The sequence below is a fragment of the Novosphingobium sp. PC22D genome (genome assembly GCF_002556635.1).
Classification (GTDB): domain Bacteria; phylum Pseudomonadota; class Alphaproteobacteria; order Sphingomonadales; family Sphingomonadaceae; genus Novosphingobium.
In genome coordinates, this window is sequence record NZ_MWMO01000024.1 from 18,453 (window position 1) to 38,992 (window position 20,540).

The window sequence follows — 20,540 nt, forward strand, 5'->3', positions numbered from 1 at the left end:
AATTACTTATAGAATTTTTCGACCAAAAGACCGGGGTGCGCGAGCGGGAGCTTTTGCATTTTGCACAGCCGGATTGGCACTTTGCGATTGCAAGCTGCAAAACCGGGTGCCGGTTCGGTCCGTCGGACGAACATTCCCCGCATTTCCGCAGTTGGCACGGTCCTTGAATAAACGGCGATACCGATATTCGAGGAAACACCATGCAGCTTGCAAACGTCATCGAACGCGTCCTTCCCGCTTCCGCCAGACCGGTGGTCAGCGGCCTGGCCGCCTATGGCGCCGCGGAGATCGGCACGCGGGTGCTGCGCATTCTCGCTATCGTCGTGATAGCGCGGCAGATCGCCCCTGCCGAGATCGGCGTGGCCGCACTGGCTATCTCGCTGTTCGAGATCGTTCGCGTCCTTGCCAACAGCGGTATCGGCCAGCGGATCATCGCCGCGGCCGACGACGAACTCGACAGTGTCTGCAACGCTGCGCGCCTGCTGTTCACGCTGTGGTGCGCTGGCGTGGCCGCCGTCCAGCTTCTGGTCGCATGCATGCTCTGGCTCGTATTCGCCAAGCAGGACGTGGCGGCGATGCTCGCCGTGCTAAGCGTCGTCTACTTCGTAATGCCGCCGGGTCTCGTGCAGGTCTTCCTGCTGATGCGTGATGGCCGCCTGGGTGCGACCGCGCGGATCGCCGCCACGCAGACCGCAGCCGATCACCTGCTCTCTCTCATGCTCGCCCTTATTTGGCCCTCGGCCTGGGCTCTGGTGCTGCCGCGGCTGCTTACCGCGCCGATCTGGCTCGTCCTTGTCCGCCGCGCCCGCACCTGGAACCGTGCCGAGGGCGTCGCGCCCGCTCCGGCGCGCAGCTTCTTTCGCTTCGGAGCCGGAGTGCTGGTGACCGAACTCACTACTGCGGGCCGTCAGCAGTTCGACAAGCTGATCGTCGGCGCGCTGCTCGGTACCGAAGCGCTGGGCTACTATTTCTTCGCGTTCAACGCCGGGCTCGGCATCGCCAACAGCTTTGTCGGAGCGCTGGCAATCGTGCTGTTCCCGCACTTCTGCAAGACGAAAGACGAAGCGGACCGCGCGACCCGGCTGAAGCACGCGCTCGTACTCGCGCTCGGGGTGTTCGGCCCCATCGTGATCGCGCAAATCCTGCTCGCCCCCGTCTACGTGCCGCTACTGTTCGGCGAACAGTGGGCGCCGATGGCACCGCTGGTCTCGATCCTGTGTCTCGCCGCGCTGCCCATGATCGTCGCTTCCGTCACCACCGCCTGGCTGCGCGCCACCAATCGCGCCGAACGCGATGCAGTGATTGCCGGCGTCGGTAGCGCCGCCGCGCTGGCCGGTCTCGCCGTTGGCTGCCTGTCCGGGCTGGAAGCGGCCGCCTGGTCCTATGTCGGCGCGCTGTGGCTCGTCCTGCTCCCGGCAACCGGCCTCGTTATCGCCCATGGCCTGCGGGCCCAACGCAAACCGTCCTTTCCCAAGGAGTACTTCGCATGACCAATCCCTGCCCTCACTTTTCGGTCATCGTGCCCGTGTACAACGCGGCGGAGACGATCGACGCAACGATCGACTCGGTGCTCGCCCAGACCGATGCCGACTTCGAGCTGATCCTCGTCGACGATGGGTCCACCGACGACAGCCTGTCCCGCATGCTCAGCCGGGCGGAACAGCACGAACAAATCCGGCTGGTCTCGCGCAGGAACTCCGGGGTCTCCGCAACGCGCAACTTCGGTGTCGAAATGGCGCGGGGAACGCTGCTGGCCTTCCTCGACGCCGATGACCTGTGGCACCCGGAAAAGCTGGCGAGCCATCGCGCGGCGCACGATGCCGATCCCGATCTCTCGATCAGCTTCGCCCGGATCGCCTTCCTCGAAACCGGCGCCCCGGGCGATGCCCAGCCGCGTACGACCTCAACCGTCCCCGCCGGCCTGCTGACGGTCGGCCAGGTGATCGGCGAAAATCCGGTCTGCACGACGTCCAACCTCGTCGTAACCCGCGACGCGTTCGCGCGTATCGGCGATTTCGTGCGCGGCATGAACCATGCCGAGGATCAGGAATGGCTTGCGCGCGCCATCTCGCGCGGGGAATCGGTCCGCGGACTGCAGCAGCTGCTGGTCGCTTATCGCATGTCCCCGACCGGGCTCTCGACAGATTTCGAGGCGATGTACGCGGGCTGGCGGGAACTGGCCCAGCGGTTTGGCAGCCAGCACAATCTGCACGCCGCCGAAGCCCACTATTGCCGCTATCTCGCGCGCCGCGCCTTGCGCAGCGGCGGCGCGGCCAACACGGCGCTGCGCTTCGCCATGCGCGGTCTCGCGCTCGATCGCGCCGCTTTCCTCGACGACTTCCGGCGCGGCGGCGCGACGCTCGTCGCTTCGCTGGTTGCCCTTCTCATCCCGGGCACGCTTCGCACCCGCCTCTTCGCCTGACCTAAAAAAGGAACCCTGGAAATGAACACCCCCGCACGTGTTTCGGTCATCATGCCGGTCTACAACGTCGAGCGTTTCGTCGCCGAGGCGATCCGTTCGGTTCTCGCGCAGACCTACCCTCATTTCGAACTGATTATCGTCGACGACGGCGGCAGCGATTCGAGCATCGACATCTGCCGCAGCTTCCAAGACGCGCGCATCCGCATCGTCAGTCAGGCCAATCGCGGCCTTGCGGGCGCGCGCAACACCGGGATCGCGCATGCGCGCGGCGAGTTCGTCGCACTGATCGATTCCGATGATCGCTGGGCACCGGAGAAGCTGATGATGCACGTCATCCATCTGCGCGCCAGCCCGTCCGTTGACGTCAGCTATGCCGGCTCGCAATTCATCGGAGAAACCGGCCAGCCGCTCACCGCCTCGATGCGGCCCCGCCTGCTGGGCGTCTCCGCATCGCATCTGATGAAGCGCAATCCGGTCGGCAACGGCTCGGCGCCGGTGATCCGGCGATCCGCTCTCGATCGCGTGGCGTTCGGACACCCTGAGGAACTCGGGCGAACCTGCTGGTTCGACGAAACGTTCCGTCAGTCGGAAGACATCGAACTGTGGATCCGCATGGCCGCCGGTGCAGGCTGCCGTTTCGAGGGTATCGAGGGACAGCTCACCGAATACCGGATGGTCGGCGGCGGACTGTCCGCCAACATCGTCCGCCAGTTCGATACCTGGCAGCGCGCCATCGGCAAGGCGAAATCTTATGCGCCTGCGCTCGTTCGGCGCAACGAGCGTGCCGCCGCCGCCTACCAGCTGCGCTATCTCGCACGGCGCGCTGTGCAGCTCGGCGATTTCTCCTTCGGCCGTTCGCTGATGATGCAGGCGCTGGTGAAGCATCCGCTGATGGTGCTGTCGGAGCCGCGCAAGACGATCGAAACTGCATCGGTGGCGTTGGTCAGCCGGTTTCTGCCCGAGAAACTGCTCAACGCAATGGTGTCGCGGCGCCTGAACAACGCGGTCCCGGCATGACCCGCCTGCGCTGCGTGCACCTGAATGACGACTTCGCCATGGGCGGCGTCGTCAAGGCGCTCGGCATTTTCGATCATCCGCAACTTGCGGGGATGGTCGAAAGCCGGGTCCAACCGGTTACCCCCGGATGGCGCCTCGCGCCGCGTCTCGATGCGGACGTGATCGTCACGCACTTCCCGCCGAGCTGGCGCGCGCTGCCGTTCCTCGCATCGCTGCGCGTCCGCAATCCGTCGGCGCACCTTGTCCATATCGAGCACAGCTACACGGGTGCCTGGGAAGCCCTTTGCGTACCTTCCAGAAGGCGTTTCAGGCAGCTTCTGCGACTGTCGTACCGGTTTTTCAACGACATCGTCGCAGTGTCGCAGGGGCAACGCGACTGGCTCCTTGGCGCCGGTCTGGTCCAGCCCCGGCGGCTTCACGTGCTGCATCCGTGGAGCGGCGCCCAGAACCTCGATCGCGTTCCCCTGCCCGACTTCATGCCGAACCGCCCGCTACGCGTCGGCGCTCTGGGCCGCTTCGCGTGGGCGAAGGGATTCGATGTGCTGATCGACGCATTCGCTTCGCTCGATCCCGGGCAATTCGAACTCCGTCTCGGCGGCATGGGACCACTCGAGAGCGAACTGCGCGAGCGCGCCGCGAAGCTTGAACACGTCCGCTTCGTCGGCAAGGTCGACGATGTCGCAGCCTTTATGGCGCAGTGCGATGTCGTGGTCGTGCCATCGCGCTGGGAAGCGTTCGGGCAGGTCGCAGCCGAAGCTCGAATGGCGGGCAGGCCGGTGATCGTGGCCGATGTCGACGGCCTGCCTGAGCAGGTCGGACGCGCCGGCCTCGTCGCCGACTGCAACACTCCGGAGACGCTTGTCGAGGCGATCCGCCGTCTGACGCGATGCGACCTGCCCGGCATGGCCAGGGCGGCGCGGGCTTCGATGGCGAATGCAGAAACTGAACGAGCCTTCGCATGGCGGACGCTGTTCCAGAGAATAACCAAAACGAGGGCAAAAGCCCCAAGGCGTGGCATCGGGTCGGAAGGAAATGCCTCCAACCCTGTCTGACCGAAAAACTCCACGCCCAACTCCAGGCCTGACGCGCATGTTCGATCCCTCTCCCCTACGCGCGTCAGGCCTTTTCTTTTTTTGCGCATATGCCTGCTCCGGCCTGACTCATCACCAGCACCCCACTCGCCCCGTCTCCCTTTCGCAAAGCCCCGATCGACGAGATCTGCGGTAGCTCCACCGGCGGCGTGCCCTGCCGCGCTCAATCAGCAAAGCAATTATCCCGGCGCTGACGCATATACTGTCGGGGTATGTAGGAAGCGGGTAAGCTGTAAGGCTGAGCCCCGAGGCTCACAGGAGCGCTGGCGTCTCATCCTCCTGGGCTCTGTCTTCACGCAGTTGCACCGCGCGCCGTGCTGCGGCACCGATCAATACCAACGCCGGCCAGAACAGGTAGCCGAGCACTTCCAGATTTTCTCCGAAGGTATAGAGCCCCAGCAGCAACAGCATCGAAAAACCGACGCGGCCGATAGGATCGCGAACAGCCAGAAACCCGAGCACCACAAGGCTCCAGATCATAGGTACGGCCAAGGCCAGGAGGCCAAGCGCGCCTTTCACGAAGAGCAATCCATACCAGCTGTGATGCGAACCGATGGGCATGTACTCGACGAGGTGCGGCCCGCGCTCGACGATGCCGTGACCGAACCACGGGGCCTCGCTTCGCCAGCGTTCGATGGCGATGCGTCCGAGCGCGGCGCGCACGCGCGAGGAATCGGCGCGCGCGCTGGCAAAGTCAGACTTGAACTGGTCGAATGCGGCAATCGCGGCGGGCGCGAAAAAGCCAAGAAAGAGCACGCCCGCCGCGCCGAGCCACCAGATCTGCGCGCGACCGAGTTGGGAGAGCATGAATGCCGCGGGCCAGACCATGGCCAACGCAACCAGCGCGAGCCGCGATTGCGAGAAGAGCGCGACCGCCAGCGCGGCGCTCACGCCCACGATCTTCCAGCGCACCTCCTTCTCCTCAAGCGCACAGAGCGCATGGACGACGGCGATCATGCCCGCGGCCGGTGACCACGGCGCGAAGAACTGCCAGCGCGGTGTACCGACGCCGGGCTCTATCGTGTAGAGCACCACCGCAAAGTACTCGGGGCCGGAACCGCCCACCACCTTGAGCGGCGAGACCCACAGGGTTTCCGGCAGTCCGATGAAGGGAGCGACGAGAAATAGCGGCAAAAGCGCCAGCGTCTGGGCGCCGAGCTTGCAGACGGCGCGGTAGATGATTTCCGGTCGGACGTTCAATACCGCACCGGCGAATGGATAGAGTGCGAGAAGCGCCCAGCCCTTTGCCCAACCGATCGACGACTTGATCGTGGTCCCGATACCAAGGCCGTTGCCGAAGTGGCCGACGAGCAGGATCACCTCCATCGCCAGCATTCCGAGCAGCCAGAAAGTGACCACACTACCGATCGGCAACGGCTTCCGCTCGTCGGGAAGCAATGGGGCGGCGTAGAGTTTCCACGCCGCCATTGCCGCCAGTATCCACCCGAGTGCCGGGCCGGCGATATATAACCCACCGACGGCCCAAAGCACCCATGTGGCGCCGATAGTGCCTGCGATCAGGCGCTCGGCAGAAGCTTGCGCAGGATCGGCTGGCGAAGCCACGTCAAGGCAAATCCGATAAGAATGAGCAACGATGCAACGAAAGCACCGGCCAGGGCGAGCGGCACCGAAGGTGAGGACCGCTCACTGGGCAACGACGGTTCCTCGAAGGTCTGCACCAGTGGATAGGACGCGAACGGATCGGCCTTGTTGGTATCCAGACGCGCCAGCGCGGAGGAGAACACCGCCTCGGCGACACGATGTTCGCGAGTGAGGTCGGCAAGCTCGGACGCTTGAGCGACGAGTTCGGTCGAACGGGCGTTCTGCTCATTGATCTGGCCCCGAATCTCGGCAAGCGCCGCCTGGGCACCGGCCGAAGCACCTTCCTCGCCGATGAGCGCCTCGAACATGCGTTCGCGGCCGTCGCTCACCGACATGTCGGCAAACCGGTTCAGAGCAGCCGCGGACAGGCCGCTGACCGATCTGCCGCGCGCAATCAGTGCATCGCGCAGTGCCCCGGTTTCCGCATCCAGCTCAGCACGCGTGATATGCGACTCTCCCAATGTGCCGCCAGCTTCCGTCGCATCGGTAGCACGCTGGGCGTAGCGGTCCAGCAATTCGCGAAAAACCGGATCGGCCTTCAGCAACAATGCCTTGCGCACGCCATCCGGACCGATCTGCAGAACACTGCCAAGGCGCGCGCGAACCGCGGATCGTTGCGCCTGGGTGGTGCGCGCGTCGCGCTCACGATCCTCCAGCTTGTCGATCACGCCGATGCGGCTGTCGAACTGATCGAGGCTCACCAGCCCGGTACGGCCCTGGAAGTCCAGAAGACGACGCTGCGTATCCTGAACTTTCTTTTCGAGTTCGACGATGCGCTTGCGATCGGCCGCTTCGCGCTTCTGCGCCTCGTCCTTGCGCAAACCGACCAGAATGGTGAGGAAGGCATCCCGCAGTGCCTCGCTTCGTTCGCGGGCTTGCTCGGCGCTTGCCCCCGAGAGCGATATCTCGATCAGATTGGTCTGGTCGAGCAGTTTGATCGACGGCTTGGGAAAGCTGCCGGGTTCCTCGCCCACGAGACTGGCCGCGCGTCGACGGGTGATGTCCGCCATGAGCAGGCGTTTGTAGTTCTCGGTGGGGCTCAGCGTGGAGCTCGAGAAAGCCGAAGCGGTCACAGAACTCGCCTGTCCGACCGAGTCCAGGTTCAGCGAGCCGCCGACACCCGATCCGGGAAGGATCAATGTGGTCATGCTGGTGTAACGGACCGGCGCGACCACGAGATAGGCTACGGTGAGTGCCCATACGAGCAGCAGCGACGAGCCGACCGCCATGACATAGCGGCGATAGCGATGCGCGCTCGGCAAGCCATCGCGCACGACGGCCCAAAGCCTCATGAGGCGGCGCTGTTCGGGTGGCGCGAGCATCATTGACCGATAGCCTCTTCAACGAGGAGAGCAGGCGTCACCGCACTCGCGGCACTGCTGACGAGGCCGACGGCGTCGGCAAAGTTCATCATCCGGCTGTCGTAGCAAGCCAGAGCATCGCCCGGCATCAGATAGGGATCGCGATCGTCGCGGTCGGCATGACGCACGAGATCCTCGACCTCGCGCTCGATCACGACCGAGCGGCCGTTCATCGGATTACGGGAAATGAGGACAGCGCGCCGACGCGCGTTCATCGCGGAACCGCCCACGCAGTTCATCGCCACCAGACCTTGCAGCATGCGGGTACCGTAAGGAAGACTGGTGGCGTCCTTGCCGACCGCCGCGCCCGCATTGTTGTTGGCCGGACGCGAAAGGTTCGACATGAACACGCGAATACCCGGCGTGGTCACCGGCGACGGCCGCATCAGACTGGCGTCGAAGCAGCCGCTCGAAGGAACGACGATCCGGTCACCCGATGCGAGCATGATATTACCGGCCGCGGTGCCGTCATGGCCGGGCCGCAGGTCGAGGACCATCAGACGGCCGCCGCGAACCAGCCCGATCCGGGAAATATCCGCATCGGGGCGGACACCGCCCGCGGCACGCAAGGCGGCCGAAACCGAACGACCGACGTTGGCATCGCCGCTGGCTTCGCCTTCGCTCTGACCGATGCGATCCTCACGCGACCGTTCGCCGGCGCGGACCTGCCCCGGCTGGAACACCGCCCCGCTGACCGCCACCGAGACGCCCGCGCTTTCGACAAGCGACAGCGACGCGACACGACGCAAAGGACGCACGAGGCCGCGCGAAACCAGCAGCCTCGTGATCTCGCTCTCGGCACGCTCGGCCGTGCCGCCTGCGACGGTCACCGAGCCGGCACCCGGGAACATGATCCTGCCGTCGATGGCGACGACGTAGGTTCCGGTGAGCTTGTCGCTATCGCCGATCACGCGCAGCCGAAGCCGATCGCCGGGACCAAGCAGCATCGCCGAGGATGCAGCCAGGTCAGCATGCGGAAGCTCCGGAAGCCGGGTAGCGTTCGCGAAACAGCGCTCGCCGTTTTCCAGCGGTTCCTGTTGCCGCATCCAGGTGGCGCCTTCATTGTTTTCGGGCCGGGGGCCCGCCGCACAGCCGGCCAGCAACGAGGCGGCGGCGAGAAATAGGCACGTATTGCGCATTGTTCGATCTCCGGGACAGTTCTTGCCCCGGGGACCATCAAGGATCATGCCAACCCGCTATTCGCGCAAAACTCAGGAAACTCACGAGAAATATTGCCAAAAGCCATGGGATGTTTGCGTTTTGCAAAGGATTTTTTGCGATATGCGATGGCAGAAAGCAGGCTCTGCCATTTTGCAAAAGGCGCGTAACGGCAATTGCAATTTGGCATGTCTTCTAGGGTTTGATGCGCAGCCTGCGAAAAAGGAAACAAACCAAGCACGGAGAGGCGGAACGATGAAAGGAGTGATATTTACCGAGCTGGTCCAGTTCATGGAGCAGAACTTCGGGATCATATTCGTCGACGAAGTGCTCACGCAGGCTGATCTGCCCGGCGGCGGCGCATTCACCTCGGTGGGCAGCTACCCTTCTTCGCAGGCGCTGAAGATCGTTACGATTGCATCCGAAAAGTCCGGCGTTCCGCTCGAGGAACTCTGCCAGAACTACGGCAGCTTCCTGTTCGACCGCTTCGGCGAGCTCTTTCCCGATATTATGGAACTCTATGATTCCGCCGATGCCCTGCTCTCTCATGTCGGGCCGCACATCCATGAGGAAGTGCGCATTCTTTACAGGGACGCACAACCGCCAAGCGTAACGACCGAAAAGGACGGCGACACGCTCATCGTGACTTACGAGTCGCATCGGCCCCTGGGTCATATTGCCTATGGGCTCATTCGCCGTAGCCTCGAAGTTTACAAGGATCCGCGCAGCCTGACCTGGGAAGTCTCTCCCCGGGCCGACCGCGCGGTCTTCCGCCTGGCGCCTGCCTGATGACACGCCAGTCCTCCCGAATCCTCATCGTCGAAGATTCCGAGTCCCTCGCACAGACGTACGCGGGTATCCTCGAAGGCGACGGCCACGAGGTGAAAGTCGCCGGATCGGGCGAGGACGCAAATGCTGCGCTGGAGAGCGCCGCCGAGCCTTTCGACACCGTATTGCTCGATCTGCAATTGCCGGACTGCGATGGCCTGGAATGGCTCGAAGGCCGGCAGCAACTGACCAGCGACTGTTCGGTCGTCGTGATCACCGCGGACGGATCGATAACGCGGGCGATCAGCGCTATGCGCCTGGGTTCGTATGACTTCCTCGTCAAACCGCTCTCACCGCCGCGCCTGCTTACGACCGTCCGCAACGCTATCGAGCGGCGTAGCTTGGTCGAAAAGGCGGAAACAGCAAACAGGCTGACCAGCCGTTCCAGCTTTCACGGCTTCATCGGCAAAAGCCCGCCCATGCAGGCAGTCTATCGCGCGATCGAAAACGTCGCGGGTTCAAAGGCAACGGTTTTCATCACAGGTGAGAGTGGTACCGGAAAAGAAGTCGCGGCCGAGGCAATCCATCGTGCCGGGCCGCGGGCGCGCAAGCGCTTCGTCGCGCTCAACTGCGGCGCCATTCCCGAGAACCTGCTCGAATCCGAGCTGTTCGGCCACGTGAAGGGTTCGTTCACCGGCGCCATCGCAGATCGCGTCGGCGCGGCGCGCGAAGCAGACGGAGGAACCCTCTTCCTCGACGAAATCTGCGAAATGGAGCTGAACCTTCAGGTCAAGCTGCTGCGCTTTCTGCAAACCGGGATGGTCCAGCCCGTCGGCTCCAGCCGTCCGGTCTCCATCGACGTGCGCGTGATCTGCGCCACCAACCGTGATCCGACGAGGGAAGTCGCCGAGGGACGTTTTCGCGAGGATCTGTTCTATCGCCTGGCCGTCATTCCACTGGAACTGCCCGCGTTGCGCGATCGCCCCGGAGACGTCGAACTGATCGCGCAGCACTTTCTGGAAAGGTTCGCCGAGCAGGAAGGCAAGACGTTCGATCCGCTCGGCCCCGAAATCGTCAAAGAACTCGCATCCCGGCAGTGGCCGGGAAACGTCCGCGAGCTGCAGAACCTCATGTTGCGCACGACGGTGATGAATGCGGGACCGCACCTGACGGTCGCCGATCTTCCCGCCGAACGCCGGGCGGGAGCGCAAATGGCACCACGCATCGAGCCCACCGCTCAAGCTCCAGCGCATGCAAGCCAGTTCGCCGAACCGCGCACGCTGGCCGAGATCGAACGCGCCGCCGTGGAAGCCGCGATCAGCCGCGCAGGCGGAAGCATACCCGCAGCGGCGAAGGAACTCGACGTCAGTGCATCGACGATCTATCGCATGCGGAGCCGCTGGGAAAAGCTGGAACGCCGTTCTGCGCCAATGGCCGCGCCTCAGGACTTCAACTGACCCCATGTACGAAACGAGGATTCACGCTGGCGTCTCCGCTGGCGGTCTTTGCGATGTCAGCAGTCCCGATGAGGAAAATTTTCTACCCACTTTTCAACCTAGGTCGCGGCGATACCTAAGCCGGCGATCACCCGTCAGCACATTCGGCGTCTGAGGAACCGCCGGACACGTATGAGATTCCAGTGCGCTCTCTCCATGAAAAGCAGTATTGTCCGTCCGTATCCACGCAAGCGGCTGGGCCGAGAGCGCGCCCTTTGTTCCGCGTCACCAACTGGCCTTGCGCCACTTTGCCGTTTCCAGCATCGTCTTGGCCGATATCGACCTGACATCGGGAATGGCATTCTTGCGCGGGCGACCTCTGCCGGCGACCGGGAAGATCATCGCGACATCATGTGCGTAGACCTTCTGCTTGAACGGAATGCCAACTGCCCAGGTAAAACCGCGTTCGCTCAGACCCTGCCGGAAGGGCGCGGACATGCCATAGCCTGCATCCGCAAGAACGCAGCCGAAGCTCACACCTGCCGCACGGATCCGGTCGATCTCGGCCAGCGCGATCTCGGGCTTGGTCCTGTAAGAGCGGCAATCGGTGGGAACGCCGGCCTGCTCCAGTCGGGCCGTATCGCTGGTCCAACTCTCAGGAAGGAACAAGCGCAAACCGATCATGACCGGAACCTCGCCCGATGCCAGCGCTGTCGATACCAGCGTCTGACAGTTGGCGTTCTTGCCAAGCGTCGAGGCATATTGCGGCGCCACGCCAACCGAATGACGGCCTTTCTTGGGCAAGGCCGTATCGTCGATGATCAGCCAGGCATCGTTGCCACCGACCTGCCTGTCGGCTTCGGCCAGCAGCGCCGCCTCAAGCGGTTCTTCGTCCCACACGCTGCTGGCAATGAAATGATGCAAGCGGTCGTAACTGACATCATCATCGCGCGCCGCCATCGGCTGTATGCTCTTGCGATCCCCCGGCCCAATGAGGCCTGCGATATACGCCGGACACATCCGGGAGCGCGTCTTGTGCCGCAACCCCGCTACAAACGGTGCCAGCCAATCCTCCAGTTGGCCACGCCAGTCCGTTTCCATCGCCAGCCTCCACAAAAGCTGGCTCCCCATGAATCACCCAAACCCTTGCGGAGAAATCCCGGAAACAAAACCGTCAACACAAATCTGCCAAAGTAGTGCTAGCGACTGATCGGCTGCTCGCAATGATCGAGGTCGCGCCCGAAAAACTGGGCTTCCTGCGCGAACAGTTGGAGACGCCCGAGTTTACGGGGCACGTGGTCTGGGCGCTCTATAACGATCCAGACCTGCCCGAGATATCGGGCAAAACGCAGATCGGAGCGGAACTGGCTGTTAAGTACGGCATCGTGGACAAGGAGGGGCGTCGACCGCCATCCTATCGCGATACGCACAGCGTCGTGCCATTCGACTACTACCCCCTCATCACGCGTTGACAGCCATTGAAACACGAGCCTCATCGGCAGATCAAAGGACACTCGCTTGACCTCACCCCGCATCCCACCCCTGCCCCGCGAGGAATGGACCGAGCACGCGCGCGATGTCTTTGCATACTGGGAAGGCGAACCGGCCCGCGCGAGCGGATCGCGCTCCAACACGATGACGACACTGGCAAATCATCCAGCTCTGGCGATTGCTTCGTTGAATCTGGGCAAGTATTTCATGGTAGATTCCACACTCACTGCGCGCCAGCAGAAGCTCATTGTCTTGCGCGTGGCGCACCGTTGCGGCTCCACTTATCAGTGGGTGCACAATTCACTTGGCGCCCTCCGGGTCGGCGTCACGCAAGAGGAAGTCGAGGCCATGAAGGAGGACGCGGATTCGTCGGTCTGGGGCGAAGAGGATCGCTGCCTGATGATCGCCATCGACGGAGCCTGCAACGGTGGCCGGTTCGACGATGCGACGTGGGAGCGCGTGGCCGCCGTCTTCGATCGCCGGCAGATCATGGATGTGATCCACGCCAGCGGATACTTCGCGATGGTCGCATGGACCCTGATCGCACTCGAAGTGCAGGTGCAACCTGATTTCGCGGCCTTCTCCAGGAGCCGCGCAAAACAAGACTGAGGGCAGCAGGCCAAGGGAAGAGAGGTTCATGAAAGCAATGGCGCATGTTGAGGACGATTTTGAGAAACTCAAAGCCGAGGTCCGGCTTCTCAGGGACCGACAGGAAATCCTGGACGTCATCGTACGGGAATCGCGTGGACGCGACCGCCACGACGCGGAGTTGACTGCCAGTTGCTATTGGCCAGAAGGAGCCGACGAACATGGCCCCGTCCCCTTTCCGGCTACTGAATACCCCGAAAAGGCGAATCTCGGCCATGCGGCGGCGTTCGCCATGAATCAGCACAATCTCGCCAACCACACCTGCGAGATCGATGGCGACACGGCCTTTTGCGAGACTTATGTGGTCGGCACGATGCTCTCACATGACGGCTTAACCTGCACGCTCGCCGCCGGACGATATATGGACCAGATGGAGCGCCGCAACGGAGAGTGGCGGATCTTATGGCGACGAACGACGGTGGAAACGGCCATGCAAGGTGATGCCAGCTGGTTGCACAGTCCGCCAGTCAAAGGCTTCCTCAAGGGCACGCGCGACAGATCGGACCTGTCCTATGCGCGGCCCTATGAAATTGGCGGGCCTGGCGCGAGATGGTAGGAAACGATTCCACTTCGGCGGCTGTATGATCCCTGCGGCATGCCTGCATTGCCTGCGCGAAGCCGCGGCGCGATGATCTGGTCACGAAACGCTCGCCTTTAGCTTGCTCCTGACGTCACAAGATCTCGATAACCGCTTCTGGCCCGCGTTGCCGGCCCATCGCTAGATGAGGCGCTGCCTGCGCGGTCGCACAGCTGCATCACAGCAGCATGACGCTCATGTCGGCCAACTTCTTCAGTTCGGCGCGCGCGGCGCCCGACCTCGCACGCACTGCGAGGCTGTGAACGATCGACGCGGCGAGTTCACCCTGCAAGCACTCGGCTGGCGATGGCGATGCGTTTCCCGCGATAAGCCGGGCCATCCCCTCGTCCAGGGCACGAAGGGCGGCCTCCAGTTGCTTACGCACGACTTCATTGCAAACCGCTTCGGCGGTGGCGGTGCACAGGACAAGGCAGCCGCGCGACTCAGGAGAGCCGCTTAAGTAGAGGTCGATCGTCCTTCGAAAGAACGCCTGCAGGCGATCGTGCTTCGTTTCGCCGACACGCATGCATTCGGCGATATTCTCTTCCATTCGCCCCTCGAAGTGGCGGAGACAGGCGAGATAGATGTCGTGTTTGCTTCCAAATGCGGCGTGAAGGCTAGGCCGGTTGATCCCGGCGGTAGCCGCGAGCTCATCGAGCGATGTCGGCGCATAGCCCTTCGTCCAGAAAACCTCGAGCATCGCCTCCAGCGCCGCGTCTGTGTCGAACGACCGCGGTCGCCCCCGTCTTGGGCCCTGCTCACTTTTTATGCCGCTTCGCACAGAAACACGTTGCTCCATGTTTATTTGTGTGCGAAATCGCATAAAATTATTGTGGAGGCAAGTTCACGTGATCCTGTATTTTTCGCCGATGTCGTGCTCGCTCGCTTCGCGCATCTCGCTTTATGAGGCGGGACTTGTCGCGGATTTTCAGGTTGTCGACCTTGCCAGCAAGAAGCTTGCCGACGGATCGGACTACTTCGCCGTCAATCCCAAGGGACAGGTCCCGACATTCGTGACTCGCGACGGCGAGATCCTGACCGAGGGGCCGGCCGTGCTGCAGCATATCGCCGATCTGGCGCCGGATAGCGGACTGGCGCCGCCCAATGGCAGCTTCGAACGGTCCCGGCTTCAGATGTGGCTCAACTATGTCGCCACCGAGATCCACAAGGCCGTTTTCTATTTCGTGTTCAATCCGGCCGTGCCGGACGAGACACGCACCTTCGTGATGGAAAAGCTGCTCCCCCGGCAATACGCCTTCCTGGCCGCCCATCTGGACGATCAGGAGTTCCTCCTGGACCGCTTCACCGTTGCCGATGCCTATCTCGTCGCCACGCTCAACTGGGCGGTGTTCAAGGGAATAGATCTCTCCGCATGGCCCGCGCTCGACCGGTACTACGAGCGAGCGATGGCCCGCCCATCGATTGCCAGGGCCATGCGCGAGGAAGCCGAACTCGCCAATGGCTGATCCTCTCATGCGCCGGCTGGGCCGGGAATCGCGCTGGAGCCTTGTTGCGCAGTTCGGACAGATGGCGGCCCAGCAGCTTGTCCATACTCTGGGCCGCCAGCTGGGGCTGCGCAAACCGATCGGGCTCGACCCGGAGGCGCTTGTCCTTCCCGACAGCGCGTTATGCCGAAAGGCGGTCGGGTTCGTTGCGGAGGTCTCACCGGCCTACCTGCTGAACCACGGCATTCGCAGCTTCGTGTTCGGAAGCGCGATCGGCCGCTACGACGGGTTTGAATTCGATCCCGAGCTGCTGTTTCTGGCGTGCGTCATGCATGATCTCGGGCTCGTGCCCCAATGCGAGGGCCCTGAGGATTTCGAGATCGAGGGAGCGAGAACGGCCCGGCGGAGCCTGATTGGCTGGGGAACCGAGGTCGATCGTGCCGACATCGTCCACGAGGCGATCGCCCTTCACGCGAGAATCGGCCGCGCACAACGCAAAAGTCCCGAAGCTGCGCTTACGCACCTTGGAGCTGGGATGGATGTGATTGGCGTGCGCAAGGAAGATTTCGACCGTGCAGAGGTCGAGAGGGTCGTCGAGCATTGGCCTCGCGAAGGCTTCAAGCGCTGCTTCTCCCAGCGCCTGTCCGCGGAAGCGCGGATGAAGCCAGACTCGAACATTGCCGGCCATGTCGGCCTGGGCTTCATTCGCAAGATCGAAACGGCACCCTTCGCCGAATAAAAACCCTGATATCGTGGGCCGGAGACAACCGCCCCGCAGGACGTCCCTCATGGCGCATGGCGGTCACGGCTTTTGGGTTGCCAAACTGATGTGGTCACCCAGAACGCTTTCCGAAGTGCTCGCGATCCCGCCGGCATTGGCGTGGAGGAAGTAATCGTACCAGCCCGAAGCGCTCACGGCCGATTGCAATGCCGCGAAAGCCGCCTCGTCCGGCACACGATAGACCGCGAAGAAATCGTAGTCGACGCGCATGTCGACATCCTGCCGGTTGTGGCCCCAGGCGATCACCTCGATGCCGAGGGCGAGAACGTCGGCGATCGCTGGCCCGAGTTTGGCGACGTAGTCGGCGCGGCCTGCCTCTCCGAGATCATGCCACGCCTGCTTGTACGACCAGAGCTCGATAAAAATCTGCTGCATCCTGTCTCCCTTCTTTATAGTATTCGCGCGAGCCGGCTCAGAAGCGCAGGCGCGTGCGGAGGAACCACTCCCGGGGTCGGCTAAAAGCCCCCTCGACAACTCCCACGGCAACCGGGTCGGCATAGCCGGACAGCAGATAGGCCTTGTCGGTGAGGTTAGTGGCCCCGGCACTGACGGTCCATCGTTCATCTGGGGAAGCCCAAGCGATCGAGGCGTTGATAAGGCTGTAGCCCTCCTGCTTCAGGAGGTGGGTATTGATCGCGTCCTTGTAGTGCCCTGATTTGCAGGACCAATCTCCGCGCAGCCGCAGTTCGCCCAAGGGGCCTTCCGCCAGGCTGAGCGACGCACCGAGATTGGCTGTCCATTCGGGCGTGTTCGGCAAGGCACTGCCGAGCGTGATACCCGCCGCCCGTTCGTCGAGTGCCCTGTATTCGGCGTCCGTATAGCCCAGGCCGCCGGTGATCCTGAGCCACCGTGCCGGCGCCGCTTCCAGTTCCACTTCAACGCCCCGGATTCGCGCCTTGCCGGCATTGCGAACCTTCGGCGCCACGCCGTCATTGAGGATGATCTGCAGATCGGAGTAGTCCGACCAGAACAGCGCGGAATTGAGCCGCAGAGTGCGCCGCAGAAGCTCCAGCTTCGTTCCCACCTCATAGGTCGTGACGAATTCCGGATCGAAACTGGGGATCACGGGCTCTGGCGGGAAAATGCGCTGGGTGAAACCGCCGGACTTGAACCCTCTTGCATAGCTTGCATAAACCATCACGCCATCCGCGGCCCGATAGGCGATCGAGGCCGAGCCGGTGAACTCGTTCGCTTTCGTGGTCGCCGTGTCTGGAGGCAGGATCAGGTTGCAGTCGGGGTTGTTTGCCGGAATGAGCGCGCAGCTCGTTCCCCCGGGCCCGGTCAACGTTCCGGTCCGGTCGGCAGCGATATATTGTTCCGGTGAGAAATGCTTGGTCTCTTCCGTGTAGCGGCCACCAAGAGTGACATCGATCCGGTCGGTCAGTGCGAAAGTCGCTTGCCCGAACGCGGCATAGCTTTCGTTGTCGACCGTCCCCCCCGCTCAGAAAATCCGCGATCGAGAAACTGAGCGTGTTCCGGTTTTCTCCCTCTTCCTTGAGGTAGTAGAGACCGATGAGCCAGTTCAGCCGCTGCTGTAGCGCAGCGCCGCCCAGCTGAAGTTCCTGGCTGAACTGGTCCTGTTGGTACTCGTCGCTCGTCGTCGCGAGATTGATCGGAGCCGCGTCGGTCTCGAGCGTGAACCTGCTGTCGAGCTCGCGGTATGCCGTAATCGATTTGACCGTAAGCACACCGATTTCCCATTCGAACGCAGCTGAGATGCCCCACAGATCGAGATCCGAGTAGTTCGGTCCGGTACCGAAGTTCGTGTATGGATCGTCGGGAATCCACTGCGCGGTGAAGCACTCGGGCAAGTCCGGCGTCGGCGTGAACGGTCCGCCGCAGACCGCGCCGTTGAGCACCTTGTTGCTGAAGAAAACAAAGCTCAGCGGATCGGCGGGGCCGGGCGCCGCGTCGACGACATTGACGCCGAGAAGCGTGACCGGGGCGGCGTTTTCCCGGTTGCGCGTGCCGTCGAAAGCGATCGTCGCTGCAAATCCCGAACCGGCATCGTAACGTGCGACCACCCTTCCCGCGAGACTGTCACGATTGCCGAGGCGGTCGCCTGCCAGGACGCGGTCCACGTAGCCATCGCGGCTCTGGTAGGAAGCGCTGGCGCGAACCGCGAGACTGTCGCTCACAGGCAGGTTCACGTAGCCTTTGATATCGAAGCGCGAATAGCTTCCGGTCGCGAGCTCGATCGCCCCTTCGAACCGATCCGAAGGCGGCTGCGAAGTCAGGACAACCGCCCCGCCGATCGTGTTCTTGCCGAACAGCGTGCCCTGCGGTCCGCGCAGGACCTGCACGCTTTGCAGGTCGAGCGTATCCAGCAGCGAACCGATCGAACGGCTTATGTAGACCCCGTCGAGATAAAGGCCGACCCCTGGATCGGTCGTCAAGGTAAAGTCTGTCTGGCCGACGCCTCGAATGAATACGGTCGCGGCGGCCGAACTGCCCGCAAGGTTCGCGGTAGCCTCGAAGCTCATGTTCGGCGTGTACTTTCCGACATCGGCGACGGTTTCGATCCGCCGCTCCTCAAGCGCGCGCGCGTCGAACGCCGTGATCGAGATCGGCGTGTCCTGAAGGTTCTCGTCGCGCCGGCGGGCTGTGACGACTATCGAATCCAGCTCACCCGGGTGCGTTCCGGTGTCCGCCCTGTCATCGCTTGCCGGGGCCTGCGCGCTCGCGGGCGTCGCATAGCCGGCGCCCGCAAGAAGCGCATAGACCGCAAATCGTGTCTTCCACATCGTTGCCCCCTGATCCCTAAGCTACCCGATGACGGAATAGTGACGGGCTGAAGGGGGCACGGACAACGTCAATAAGGCGTCATATCGCGCCAAACAGCAGCACTGGCGGCGACCGCTGGCGCCGGACCTAGCGCGGGCCGATCCCGGTGCCGCCCCCCGAGGGCCAGACGGTATCAGAGGGATTGCCGCCGCGAAGACGCACGAAGGTGCGGCGCATCTGCTGCTCGCTGGAGAAGCCGCAACTGCGCGCCACGTCCTTGAGCGAGCGGTCATTTCTGGAAAGCAGGCCCAGTGCCTTTTCCAGGCGGATTTCAGCAACCGTTCGCGCGGGTGTGCGGCCCACCGAACTGGTGTAGCGCCGCTCGAAGGTTCGCGGTGTCATGCCAACCTGCTCCGCAAGCCGCTCGACCCGCAGGTCTTCCTCGATATGTTCCAGAATCCATGCGTGCAGGCGGGAGAAATCCGGATCCTCACTCCGCTGGGCGCTGAGCTGGAGGCTCAATTGCGGCTGAACGCCCGGTCTCTTCAGAAACATCACCAACATTCCGGCCAGGTCCACGGAGAGCGAATGGCCCACATCTTCCTCGATCAGCGCGAGCGCCATATCCATGCCGGCGGTGAATCCCGCCGTGGTCCACAGTTTACCGTCACGGACATAGACCGGATCGGTCTCGGCCACTTCCAGGTCATAGCGCTCCAGGATCGTGGGGCGGGATTGCCAATGCGTGGTAATGCGGCGCCGTTCACAAAGGCCCGCCGCCGCCAGCAGAAAAGTGCCGGTACACACTCCGCAGATCCGACGCGCGTTTCCAGCATTGGCTGCAAGCCATTCCACGGCAGGCGAGGGCACGGGTGGATCGGCAGGCGGCCCGCCGCCCGCGACGATGATCGTATCGATCGACGATCCTTCCAGCTCTGCCCATGGCCGCGCTTCGACGGCGACGCCCGACCATCCCCGGACCATTCCTCCATTTTCCGAGACGATCACGACTTTGTAAGCGCCAAGGCCTCCTGTCCGGCCATACTGCTCGGCGAGTTCGAAAACCTCGGCCCATGCGACAACATCGATCATCGTGACCCCGTCGAATGCCAGGATGACGATGTTTCTGCGGTTGCCTTCCGTCCGGATGGCTTCGGGCGTAACGCCTGGAAGGCAGGTCGTTTGCGATACTCTCGTTGGCATCCGGCGTCCTTCGCTTCCAGTGTCGCAGTCAAACCCGCGGTGTTGTTGCACTCGGCGAGGCGCTGATGCTCGCCTCCCCCCTGCCCACTTCCTGCGCTATATCGGAGCAGCGCGTAGGCAGCGTACACGCGTTCAGCGCGCAGGCGACACACCGCAACCCGTCGACGAAGGCTTGTTAGCCTACAATACTGATCTCCATATCTATTTGGTTCGATAAGCAGCTCGAATGTTGGCTCATGTGTGCCATCGTGGAGGTAGCGGCGGCTTGATATCACCCGGCGCCGCGCAACGCTCGAACGGAGACTTCCTCGATCCAATCGGCGCGATGTTCGCCAACCATACGCACCGCACGATTGCGGACCTCGGGCGAAAACTTGTTCCGAGTTCTACTCATAACGAAAGCTCCTTCTCATAAATCGGAGCCTCCGGAAAACCCGGGACGCTTCAGTGTCCCGGATTTGCCACCGGCCAGTAGGAGAGATGAAGCAAATTCGGCAGGCGTCATGAACCCCAGGGTTGTGTGAGGTCGGCTCTCGTTGAAATCCGTCCTCCACGCCTCGATCTTGGTCTTGGCGTCGTCCAATGACAGGAACCAATGTGTGTTGAGGCATTCGTCGCGCAAGCGGCCATTGAAGGGCTCAACGAAGGCATTATCGGCCGGCTTTCCGGGCCTGTTGAAGTCCAGTGTGACCCGGTTGATGTAGGCCCAGTGGTCGAGGGCGCGCGAGATGAATTCGGTCCCATAGCACATTGGGAAGCGGTCCCTCGAAGGGCCGCATCGCCTTGATGAAGACAAGGGCGCGTAGCGCCTGCCGG

Annotated in this window: 19 protein-coding genes and 2 pseudogenes; 11 read left to right on the plus strand and 10 right to left on the minus strand. The window is 62.9% G+C overall.

Annotated elements, in window-relative coordinates; all coding sequences use genetic code 11:
• Nucleotides 1-200 precede the first annotated feature (200 nt).
• From B2G71_RS21860 to B2G71_RS21875, 4 genes are read left to right on the plus strand one after another with little or no spacing between them, the layout of a single operon-like run.
• The gene (locus tag B2G71_RS21860) at nt 201-1,490 is read left to right on the plus strand and encodes an oligosaccharide flippase family protein (protein WP_098108783.1); all 1,290 of its coding nucleotides are present in this window, start codon (nt 201-203) and stop codon (nt 1,488-1,490) included.
• Nucleotides 1,487-2,422: a glycosyltransferase family A protein gene (locus B2G71_RS21865; protein ID WP_098108784.1), complete on the plus strand. Its 936-nt coding sequence runs from the start codon at nt 1,487-1,489 to the stop codon at nt 2,420-2,422. The genes B2G71_RS21860 and B2G71_RS21865 overlap by 4 nt, the downstream gene beginning before the upstream one ends.
• Nucleotides 2,423-2,443: 21 nt before the next feature.
• The gene (locus B2G71_RS21870) at nt 2,444-3,439 is read left to right on the plus strand and encodes a glycosyltransferase (RefSeq protein WP_098108785.1); all 996 of its coding nucleotides are present in this window, start codon (nt 2,444-2,446) and stop codon (nt 3,437-3,439) included.
• Nucleotides 3,436-4,491, plus strand: coding sequence for a glycosyltransferase family 4 protein (locus B2G71_RS21875; protein WP_098108786.1), 1,056 nt, complete (start codon nt 3,436-3,438; stop codon nt 4,489-4,491). The genes B2G71_RS21870 and B2G71_RS21875 overlap by 4 nt, the downstream gene beginning before the upstream one ends.
• A 291-nt stretch (nt 4,492-4,782) precedes the next feature.
• Here B2G71_RS21875 and B2G71_RS21880 read toward each other — a convergent pair whose 3' ends face one another.
• From B2G71_RS21880 to B2G71_RS21890, 3 genes are read right to left on the minus strand one after another with little or no spacing between them, the layout of a single operon-like run.
• Nucleotides 4,783-6,093, minus strand: a complete 1,311-nt coding sequence (locus B2G71_RS21880) for a capsular biosynthesis protein (protein ID WP_098108787.1) — start codon at nt 6,091-6,093, stop codon at nt 4,783-4,785.
• A complete protein-coding gene (locus B2G71_RS21885) occupies nt 6,048-7,457 on the minus strand; it encodes a hypothetical protein (RefSeq protein ID WP_098108788.1) in 1,410 nt (469 codons plus the stop codon). Before B2G71_RS21885 ends, B2G71_RS21880 begins: the two co-directional genes overlap by 46 nt.
• Nucleotides 7,454-8,539 carry a polysaccharide biosynthesis/export family protein gene (locus tag B2G71_RS21890; protein ID WP_240530293.1) on the minus strand — a complete coding sequence of 362 codons (1,086 nt, stop codon included), beginning with the start codon at nt 8,537-8,539 and terminating at the stop codon, nt 7,454-7,456. Before B2G71_RS21890 ends, B2G71_RS21885 begins: the two co-directional genes overlap by 4 nt.
• Before the next feature lie 139 nt (nt 8,540-8,678).
• Here B2G71_RS21890 and B2G71_RS21895 point away from each other — a divergent pair, with 139 nt between their 5' ends.
• Nucleotides 8,679-9,440 carry a heme NO-binding domain-containing protein gene (locus tag B2G71_RS21895; RefSeq protein ID WP_240530294.1) on the plus strand — a complete coding sequence of 254 codons (762 nt, stop codon included), beginning with the start codon at nt 8,679-8,681 and terminating at the stop codon, nt 9,438-9,440.
• Complete coding sequence (locus B2G71_RS21900; RefSeq protein WP_098108791.1) at nt 9,440-10,876, plus strand: sigma-54 dependent transcriptional regulator; 1,437 nt, start codon at nt 9,440-9,442, stop codon at nt 10,874-10,876. Before B2G71_RS21895 ends, B2G71_RS21900 begins: the two co-directional genes overlap by 1 nt.
• Nucleotides 10,877-11,143: 267 nt before the next feature.
• On the opposite strand, the pseudogene B2G71_RS21905 reads toward B2G71_RS21900, so the two are convergent.
• A pseudogene (locus B2G71_RS21905) lies at nt 11,144-11,956 on the minus strand (IS701 family transposase); the annotation flags it as partial.
• A 122-nt stretch (nt 11,957-12,078) separates the two neighbouring features.
• Between B2G71_RS21905 and B2G71_RS21910 the strand changes: the two are divergent.
• The 3 genes from B2G71_RS21910 to B2G71_RS21920 are packed head-to-tail and all read left to right on the plus strand — an operon-like array spanning nt 12,079 to nt 13,550.
• Entirely contained in the window at nt 12,079-12,327 is a 249-nt protein-coding gene (locus B2G71_RS21910; protein ID WP_098108792.1) for a hypothetical protein, read from the plus strand.
• 46 nt (nt 12,328-12,373) lie between these two features.
• Nucleotides 12,374-12,955, plus strand: coding sequence for a carboxymuconolactone decarboxylase family protein (locus tag B2G71_RS21915; protein ID WP_141521657.1), 582 nt, complete (start codon nt 12,374-12,376; stop codon nt 12,953-12,955).
• A gap of 28 nt (nt 12,956-12,983) precedes the next feature.
• Nucleotides 12,984-13,550 carry a nuclear transport factor 2 family protein gene (locus tag B2G71_RS21920; RefSeq protein ID WP_240530295.1) on the plus strand — a complete coding sequence of 189 codons (567 nt, stop codon included), beginning with the start codon at nt 12,984-12,986 and terminating at the stop codon, nt 13,548-13,550.
• Between the two features lie 199 nt (nt 13,551-13,749).
• Here B2G71_RS21920 and B2G71_RS21925 read toward each other — a convergent pair whose 3' ends face one another.
• Nucleotides 13,750-14,271, minus strand: a complete 522-nt coding sequence (locus B2G71_RS21925) for a TetR/AcrR family transcriptional regulator (RefSeq protein WP_168176453.1) — start codon at nt 14,269-14,271, stop codon at nt 13,750-13,752.
• A gap of 148 nt (nt 14,272-14,419) precedes the next feature.
• Between B2G71_RS21925 and B2G71_RS21930 the strand changes: the two genes are divergently transcribed.
• A complete protein-coding gene (locus B2G71_RS21930; RefSeq protein ID WP_098108796.1) occupies nt 14,420-15,037 on the plus strand; it encodes a glutathione binding-like protein in 618 nt (205 codons plus the stop codon).
• 7 nt (nt 15,038-15,044) lie between these two features.
• Nucleotides 15,045-15,755 carry an HD domain-containing protein gene (locus tag B2G71_RS21935; protein WP_168176454.1) on the plus strand — a complete coding sequence of 237 codons (711 nt, stop codon included), beginning with the start codon at nt 15,045-15,047 and terminating at the stop codon, nt 15,753-15,755.
• Nucleotides 15,756-15,818: 63 nt separating this feature from the next.
• Here the strand turns inward: B2G71_RS21935 and B2G71_RS21940 are convergent, their stop codons facing one another.
• The 5 genes and pseudogenes from B2G71_RS21940 to B2G71_RS24690 all read right to left on the minus strand — a co-directional run.
• Nucleotides 15,819-16,172, minus strand: a complete 354-nt coding sequence (locus tag B2G71_RS21940) for a DUF6616 family protein (protein ID WP_098108798.1) — start codon at nt 16,170-16,172, stop codon at nt 15,819-15,821.
• A gap of 37 nt (nt 16,173-16,209) precedes the next feature.
• Entirely contained in the window at nt 16,210-17,181 is a 972-nt protein-coding gene (locus tag B2G71_RS21945) for a TonB-dependent receptor (RefSeq protein WP_240530297.1), read from the minus strand.
• A gap of 871 nt (nt 17,182-18,052) precedes the next feature.
• A pseudogene (locus B2G71_RS24685) lies at nt 18,053-18,541 on the minus strand (Plug domain-containing protein); the annotation flags it as partial.
• Between the two features lie 127 nt (nt 18,542-18,668).
• Nucleotides 18,669-19,724, minus strand: coding sequence for a DJ-1/PfpI family protein (locus B2G71_RS21955; RefSeq protein WP_098108801.1), 1,056 nt, complete (start codon nt 19,722-19,724; stop codon nt 18,669-18,671).
• A gap of 409 nt (nt 19,725-20,133) precedes the next feature.
• Nucleotides 20,134-20,540: integrase core domain-containing protein (locus B2G71_RS24690; RefSeq protein ID WP_240530296.1), on the minus strand; the 407-nt coding region annotated here is incomplete at its 5' end.

Bases quoted from the DNA above. Each gene is read 5' to 3' on its own strand.
- B2G71_RS21935 (WP_168176454.1), top strand. From the start codon at position 15,045: ATGCGCCGGCTGGGCCGGGAATCGCGCTGGAGCCTTGTTGCGCAGTTC.
- B2G71_RS21910 (WP_098108792.1), top strand. From the start codon at position 12,079: ATGATCGAGGTCGCGCCCGAAAAACTGGGCTTCCTGCGCGAACAGTTG.
- B2G71_RS21955 (WP_098108801.1), bottom strand. From the start codon at position 19,724: ATGCCAACGAGAGTATCGCAAACGACCTGCCTTCCAGGCGTTACGCCC.
- B2G71_RS21895 (WP_240530294.1), top strand. From the start codon at position 8,679: ATGCCAACCCGCTATTCGCGCAAAACTCAGGAAACTCACGAGAAATAT.
- B2G71_RS21940 (WP_098108798.1), bottom strand. From the start codon at position 16,172: ATGCAGCAGATTTTTATCGAGCTCTGGTCGTACAAGCAGGCGTGGCAT.
- B2G71_RS21875 (WP_098108786.1), top strand. From the start codon at position 3,436: ATGACCCGCCTGCGCTGCGTGCACCTGAATGACGACTTCGCCATGGGC.
- B2G71_RS21920 (WP_240530295.1), top strand. From the start codon at position 12,984: ATGAAAGCAATGGCGCATGTTGAGGACGATTTTGAGAAACTCAAAGCC.
- B2G71_RS21885 (WP_098108788.1), bottom strand. From the start codon at position 7,457: ATGATGCTCGCGCCACCCGAACAGCGCCGCCTCATGAGGCTTTGGGCC.
- B2G71_RS21925 (WP_168176453.1), bottom strand. From the start codon at position 14,271: ATGCTCGAGGTTTTCTGGACGAAGGGCTATGCGCCGACATCGCTCGAT.
- B2G71_RS21890 (WP_240530293.1), bottom strand. From the start codon at position 8,539: ATGCGGCAACAGGAACCGCTGGAAAACGGCGAGCGCTGTTTCGCGAAC.
- B2G71_RS21860 (WP_098108783.1), top strand. From the start codon at position 201: ATGCAGCTTGCAAACGTCATCGAACGCGTCCTTCCCGCTTCCGCCAGA.
- B2G71_RS21865 (WP_098108784.1), top strand. From the start codon at position 1,487: ATGACCAATCCCTGCCCTCACTTTTCGGTCATCGTGCCCGTGTACAAC.
- B2G71_RS21870 (WP_098108785.1), top strand. From the start codon at position 2,444: ATGAACACCCCCGCACGTGTTTCGGTCATCATGCCGGTCTACAACGTC.
- B2G71_RS21900 (WP_098108791.1), top strand. From the start codon at position 9,440: ATGACACGCCAGTCCTCCCGAATCCTCATCGTCGAAGATTCCGAGTCC.